At 61.0% G+C, this 6,230-nt stretch carries 6 protein-coding genes; 4 read left to right on the top strand and 2 right to left on the bottom strand.

Annotation, left to right across the window (positions count from 1 at the left end):
- On the bottom strand, positions 1-1,348 hold a 1,348-nt coding region (gene tyrS / locus L4923_RS09825; protein ID WP_239364209.1), incomplete at its 3' end, for a tyrosine--tRNA ligase.
- 406 nt (positions 1,349-1,754) lie between these two features.
- Here tyrS and L4923_RS09820 point away from each other — a divergent pair.
- The 4 genes from L4923_RS09820 (at position 1,755) to L4923_RS09805 (ending at position 5,472) form a co-directional block, all read left to right on the top strand.
- Entirely contained in the window at positions 1,755-2,489 is a 735-nt protein-coding gene (locus L4923_RS09820; RefSeq protein WP_239364208.1) for a glycosyltransferase family 2 protein, read from the top strand.
- Positions 2,482-2,814, top strand: coding sequence for a lipid-A-disaccharide synthase N-terminal domain-containing protein (locus L4923_RS09815; protein ID WP_239364207.1), 333 nt, complete (start codon positions 2,482-2,484; stop codon positions 2,812-2,814). Before L4923_RS09820 ends, L4923_RS09815 begins: the two co-directional genes overlap by 8 nt.
- Before the next feature lie 60 nt (positions 2,815-2,874).
- The gene (locus tag L4923_RS09810; protein WP_239364206.1) at positions 2,875-4,515 is read left to right on the top strand and encodes an ArnT family glycosyltransferase; all 1,641 of its coding nucleotides are present in this window, start codon (positions 2,875-2,877) and stop codon (positions 4,513-4,515) included.
- A gap of 99 nt (positions 4,516-4,614) precedes the next feature.
- A complete protein-coding gene (locus L4923_RS09805) occupies positions 4,615-5,472 on the top strand; it encodes a phosphatase PAP2 family protein (RefSeq protein ID WP_239364205.1) in 858 nt (285 codons plus the stop codon).
- Between the two features lie 102 nt (positions 5,473-5,574).
- On the opposite strand, the gene L4923_RS09800 is transcribed toward L4923_RS09805, so the two are convergent.
- Positions 5,575-6,228: an FMN-binding negative transcriptional regulator gene (locus tag L4923_RS09800; protein WP_239364204.1), complete on the bottom strand. Its 654-nt coding sequence runs from the start codon at positions 6,226-6,228 to the stop codon at positions 5,575-5,577.
- Positions 6,229-6,230 lie beyond the last annotated feature (2 nt).

The raw sequence follows: 6,230 nt of genomic DNA, 5'->3' as shown, positions 1-6,230 counted from the left end.
CCCCACCAAATCCCCCTCTACTAAAACCCCCGCGGGGGGCGGCGCGCGCGGGTGTCTTCTCGCGCGCGGGGGGGGGGGGGGCGGGGCCGCCGCCCCCCCCCCCCCCCCCCACCAGGATATGTTTTTTCTTGCCGAGTGAAAGCTTTACGACCTTTTCCGGACTCAGGTCCTGAAGCGTCACCGTGCGTCGCTCGTCGGTAATAGCTTCGTCGTTGAGCCGCACTGCACCGCCCTGTACGTGGCGGCGCGCCTCGCCATTGGAGGCGGCGAGTCCGGCCCGTACTACCAGCGCCAGCAGGCCGATGCCGCTCTCCAGTTCGGAGCCCGGCACTTCGATTGACGGCAGATTGTCGGCCAGCGCGCCTTCCTCGAACGTTTTGCGCGCTGTCTCAGCGGCTTCTTCGGCGGCAGCTCGACCGTGCACGATGGCTGTCACTTCGGTGGCGAGCACCTTCTTCGCTTCGTTGAGCTCCGAACCGCCCAGCGTTTCCAGCTTCGCGATCTCCGCGAGAGGTAGCCGCGTGAAGATCTTGAGGAAGCGGCCGACATCGGCGTCCTCCGTATTGCGGAAATACTGCCAGAAATCATAGGGGCTGAAGAGATCCCCGTTGAGCCAGACCGCGCCCGACGCGGATTTGCCCATCTTCTCGCCCGAGGATTTGGTGAGCAAAGGCGTGGTCAGCGCGTAAAGCTGTTGACCGCCCATGCGATGGTTGAGGTCGACCCCGTTGATGATGTTGCCCCATTGGTCGGAACCTCCCATCTGCAGCACCGTACCGTAGCGCCGGTTGAGCTCGGTGAAGTCGTACCCCTGCATGATCATATAGTTGAATTCCAGGAACGATAGCGACTGCTCGCGATCGAGCCTGAGCTTGACGCTGTCGAAGGAGAGCATCCGGTTGACCGAAAAATGACGGCCGACGTCGCGCAGGAATTCGACGTAGTTGAGCTTCAGGAGCCAGTCGGCATTGTTGACCATGATGGCGGGGTTCGAGCCGTCATAGCGCAGGATATTGCTGTAGACTTTCTTGATGCTCTCGATGTTGGTGGCGATCTTTTCCGGGGTCAGTAGCTGACGCTGTTCGTCGCGGAAAGAAGGGTCACCCACCATAGAGGTGCCGCCCCCCATCAAGGTGATTGCCTTGTGGCCGGTTTCCTGCAGCCAATAGAGCATGGTGACGGTGATTAGGTTGCCGATGTGGATCGAGGTCGCCGTGGCGTCATAGCCGACATAGCCGCAGATCTGGCCCTTGCTGGCCAGCGCATCCAACCCTTCCGGATCGGAAATCTGATGGATGAAACCACGTTCATCGAGAACGCGCAGAAAGTCGGACTTGAAAGCAGGCATGACGAGATTCCGGAACAACAAGAAAACAGCCGGACCTTTGGCGCGGGCTGCCCCGCGCCCTTTAGCATCGCCGGGCCCGATGTCACAAGAATGTCGGTCGAGAATGCTCCAATCTGCATGAGCGGCTGGCGAGAATGTTTCGAGGTTGCTGGCTTCGATGGCGCAGCGCAGTCTTGGGCGAATGCAGGACGCCGCCGAAATTCACCCCTCGGATATGGAAGGCTCATCCAGGCGGGATGATCACGCGTCCGTGAAAGCTGTTGCGGCATGTCCTGAGCTTGCCACGGTCCGGCCGCTGGCGTAAGGAAAGCCCGCGTTCCGGTGGACGCGCCGCCGTTCCAAAGCACGCGTCGGGCCGACCGCGTCGCTTGACATCCGTGAAGCTATTCCGGCCGATCTGATTGCCATGGCGGACGCCTTGATCTCCATTGTTATTCCAGGCCGCAACGAGGCGGCCAATCTGCCACTGCTGATCGACGAGATCGCAACCGCCATGAGGGGGCGCGAATTCGAGGTGATCGTCGTGGATGACGGTTCGACAGACGACACTGGGACGGTGCTTGCTGCTCAAGCTGCAGCACGACCTTTTCCGGTTCGTCACATTCGCCATGACAAGTCGTCCGGCCAGAGCCTTGCCGTTCGTTCCGGCGTCTGGGCGGCGCACGGCGACATCGTCGCCACCATTGACGGCGATGGTCAGAATGATCCGCAATATATTCCCGTTCTGGTCGATGCGCTGCGTGAGGCAGGGCCAGAGATCGCTGCCGCTCAAGGACAACGGCTCAAGCGGCGCGACAGCAAGGCCAAGCAGCTTGCGTCGCGTTTCGCCAATTGGCTGCGCAACGCGATCCTACACGATCAGACACGCGATACCGGCTGTGGGCTGAAGGCCGTTCGCACCGACGTGTTCCGCAAGCTTCCATTCTTCGATGGCACGCATCGCTTTGTGCCGGCGCTGGTCATCCAGGAAGGTTATGGTGTGGTACATCGCGACGTGGTGGACCGCTCGCGCCGCCACGGCAAATCCAACTACGGCATTTTTGATCGGGGCCTACAGGGTGCTGCCGATCTGCTTGGGGTCTGGTGGCTGCGCCGCCGCCGCCGGCGCATGCCAAGGGCAAGGGAAATCGCGCATGGATAATGTGTTCCAGGAGTTGTTGACCTGGATGCACGAAGTCTTCGTGCTGCAGTTCGATGGCTGGGTTCTGCTAGGTTTTGTTGCCCAGATGTTCTTCACCATGCGCTTTGTGGTGCAATGGGTGGCGTCGGAACGTGCCAAACGCTCGGTGGTACCGATCGCTTTCTGGTTTTTCTCGCTGGGCGGCGGCGCTTTGCTTTTGGTCTACGCGATCGCGCGTCGCGACCCGGTTTTCATCGCTGGGCAAGGCCTGGGTCTCTTCATCTATATCCGCAATCTCTGGCTGATCGCCAACGAGCGTAAAGCCGCCATGAGCAAGGTAGACTGACCTCATGGTACTGCCGTCCACGGCGGGTCAATCTTTGAATAAGGGATCGGGCGCGTGGAGATGACCCGGAAATACCTTTTCCTTTTCCTCTTCAGCCTCGTGCTTTCCGCATCGGGGCTGGCCAGCCTGCCGGTCGTGGACCGCGATGAAGCGCGCTTCGTCCAGGCCACCAAGCAGATGGCCGAGAGCGGCGATTACATGGATATCCGCTTCCAGGAGGCCTCGCGCTACAAGAAGCCGATCGGCATTTACTGGCTTCAGTCGGCGGCAGTTGCGCTGAGCGGGGAGGGCGCTGCTGCGCCGATATGGGTTTATCGCCTGGTTTCTGCCCTCGGCATCGCCATTGGAGTGGTCGCCACCGCGTGGACGGCTACCGTGTTGTTCGGCACCAACGCCGGCATGGCTGCAGGGCTGGTTGTGGCGGCGATTTTCGCAACTGCCTTCGAAGGACGTATCGCCAAGACCGATGCATTCCTTCTTGCCTGCTGTGTGCTCGCGCAAGGCTCGCTGGCGCAGATCTATGTCGCGGCCCGCCGCAGTGAGCCGTCGGCGAACTATCTCCCTTGGCTGTTCTGGATAGCGCAAGGGGTGGGTATTTTGATCAAAGGGCCGATCACACCGGCCATCTCGCTTCTGACCGTTCTGGTTCTACTCGCGTTCGAGCGGGATGCCCGATGGCTTTCGCGCCTCAAGGCCGGGCGTGGGCTTTTGCTTACGGTGCTGATCGTCGTGCCGTGGCTCGCCCTTATAACCTGGAAGAGCGGTGGTGCCTTCTGGCAGGAAGCGGTCGGCAAGGATCTGGTCGGCAAGGTCGCCGATGGCCAGGAATCGCACGGCATGCCGCCGGGCTACTATTCGCTGACCTATTCGCTTTTCATGTGGCCGTTCAGCCTGATCGCCATTGGCGCCGGGCTGGCTGCCCTCAACCATGTGCGCGGTGATCCGCGCCTTCGTTTCTGTCTTGCCTGGTACATACCATTCTGGCTCTTGCTCGAGCTCGTGCCTACCAAGCTGCCGCACTACGTGCTTCCGGCCTATCCAGCGGTAGCGCTGCTGGTCGGCTGGCTGCTCACCTTGTCGCCTGAACAGGCTGCACTGAAACGCTGGCAAACCTGGCTCTATTGGGCGACCGCCTTTGGGCTCGTCGTAGTGACGCTCGGCCTGGCAGCGATCGCGGTCGGGGCGCCGCTTTATCTGACCGGCGTGTTCAATCCTTGGAGCATTCCGACCGCCATCTTTGCACTCGCGACGGGCTATCTGGCATTTCCGCGCCAAACGCGGCTTTCGCTCGGTCGTATCGGCGCTGCCGCTGCGGCGGCCGGCGCGACCTATGCGCTTTTGATCGGTCTCGTCGTGCCGAGTTTGACGCCGATTTGGCTGACGCCGCGCATCGTTGCGGCGATCGACCAGTATCGGCCATGCGAAAAATCCGTCCTGGCGTCTTCGTTATATCACGAGCCGAGTCTGATTTTCATGGCAGGCACCGGCACCAAACTGACTGATGCCGAAGGTGCCGCGGCCCATCTCGCAGCCGATTCGGCCTGCGCGCTCGCTTTGGTTCCGATTGCCGATGAAACGACGCTTCAGTCGAGATTGGCAAGTTCGGGAAAGACCGCCACGCGTCTGACGGAAATCGACGGCATCAATTATTCATCCGGCGACAACTTGGCCCTCGGGCTCTATAGGGTCGCCAGCCCTTGATCATTCATTAGCCAGACCTTGATGATCTGTCATGATAGCGTCACTCTATCGATGTGTTGCTGCCACCATGTGGCAAGACGGGGTCGAGGGGCTAAGATCATGAAGGACGCCGGCGTGCCGTCGCGGCCGCTATTCCTGCGCATGCTTGCGCGCAGCCGGGAAAACTCGGGTGCTACTTTCGCGGTGATTGCCCGACGCTTTCGCCAGCGCCCGGCGCGATACGACCGTATGTTCTGGCTCTCCTGGACGCTCGCCTGCGTTTTGCTCGCGGGGCTGGCAGCAGTCTTCCTCGATCACGCCGCCGTGAGAAGCTGGCCACCGGCCTTCAGCGCCTTGGCGGAAATTTCCACGCCTCTCGGGCTTGGCGAATGGTATCTCTGGCCGGCGGCTGCCTGGCTCCTGATCGCCAACCAGATCGATTGGTCCGGTCTAGGGCGCAAGCAGCTTATCGCAGTCTACAACCGCACTTGCATAGCACTGTTCGTGCTCGTGGCAGTTGGTCTGCCTGGTCTGCTCACCATTGTGCTGAAGATATTGATCGGTCGCGCGCGCCCAGCGCTCTATGACCAATATGGCGCGTTTTCATTCCATCCATTCACGGTGAAGGCGGTCTTCGCCAGCTTTCCCTCGGGTCACGCCACCACGATCGGCTCGGTCACTGCCGTCCTCATCCTTTTGTTCCCGCGCGGAAAGTACATTTTCTTGTTGCTGGGATTCTGGTTTGCCTCGACGCGCATCCTTGTCGGTGCCCACTATCCAAGCGACACCATTGTCGGCTTCGGCCTTGGCTTCGGCTTGGCCGTGATGGCGGCGGTTATCTGTGCCCGACTGGGTTTCCTGTTCCGCTCCAATCCGGTTGGACTGCCACGGCTGAGACGAACGGTGTGGTGCACGCCGAAAGCCGAGCGACACCTAAGCTCGTACGCTGTTCATGGTCAGGCGGTAACCCTGCACTAAACAGGTTTCGCAGAGATGCCTCCCAGGATCAGAACCCGCGACGAAACAAATGCGCCAAGCTGACGAACCAATGGCGTACCACGCGCGTGTCTTCGCTCGGCATCATTCCCCATTCAGCCCACCGTATCGCCGCACGAGGGTGGCCATATCCGGTGACTGGGGCGAGGCTTCATGGTCAAGGCCCCTTGCCACACCCTCGCGGTCCGCGATCGGCCGGTTCTGACTCACTTTCCATTTGCCGGTGATGTCCTCGATGGTGATTTCCAGCCCGACAATGCCTTTGATCTGCGCCTGGATAAAATCCGGCGGAGCGTCGGTGACGGCCCAGGCCTGCTCGCGCCCGTCCTCGTGCTGACCGGTCAGATCGGCGATTTGGCGGGCAAGCCAGGCGCCGTCGTCGATGATCTTTGCCGTGCCGCGCACCTGTACGATGGCATAGTTCCAGGTCGGTACCACCTTGCCGGTCTGCCGCTTGGTTTCATACCAGGAGGGCGTGACGTAGGCATCGCTGCCCTGGAAGACGATCAAGACCTTGTTCGCCGGATTGTCTGCCAGCAGCCGCCAATGCGGATTGGCTTTGGCCAGATGCGCTCTCAGCTTACCGTGAGTGTCGATTTCTGCGTCGAGCAGGAATGGGATCGGATCGGCGACCGGCCCGCCGACGCTATTCGAAATCAACAGTCCCAGCGGATGCGCGCGGATCAGTGCGTGCAGGACCTCGGGGCGTGTCTCATTGAAATGCGGCGGCTGATACAAGG

It is taken from the genome of Terribium retamae (assembly GCF_022347545.1).
GTDB classification, from domain to species: domain Bacteria; phylum Pseudomonadota; class Alphaproteobacteria; order Rhizobiales; family Rhizobiaceae; genus Mesorhizobium; species Mesorhizobium retamae.
This window is presented reverse-complemented; position numbering and strand designations above follow the sequence as displayed.

Coding starts and splice junctions, on each gene's coding strand:
- L4923_RS09805 (WP_239364205.1), top strand. CDS start 4,615: ATGAAGGACGCCGGCGTGCCGTCGCGGCCGCTATTCCTGCGCATGCTT.
- L4923_RS09815 (WP_239364207.1), top strand. CDS start 2,482: ATGGATAATGTGTTCCAGGAGTTGTTGACCTGGATGCACGAAGTCTTC.
- L4923_RS09820 (WP_239364208.1), top strand. CDS start 1,755: ATGGCGGACGCCTTGATCTCCATTGTTATTCCAGGCCGCAACGAGGCG.
- L4923_RS09810 (WP_239364206.1), top strand. CDS start 2,875: ATGACCCGGAAATACCTTTTCCTTTTCCTCTTCAGCCTCGTGCTTTCC.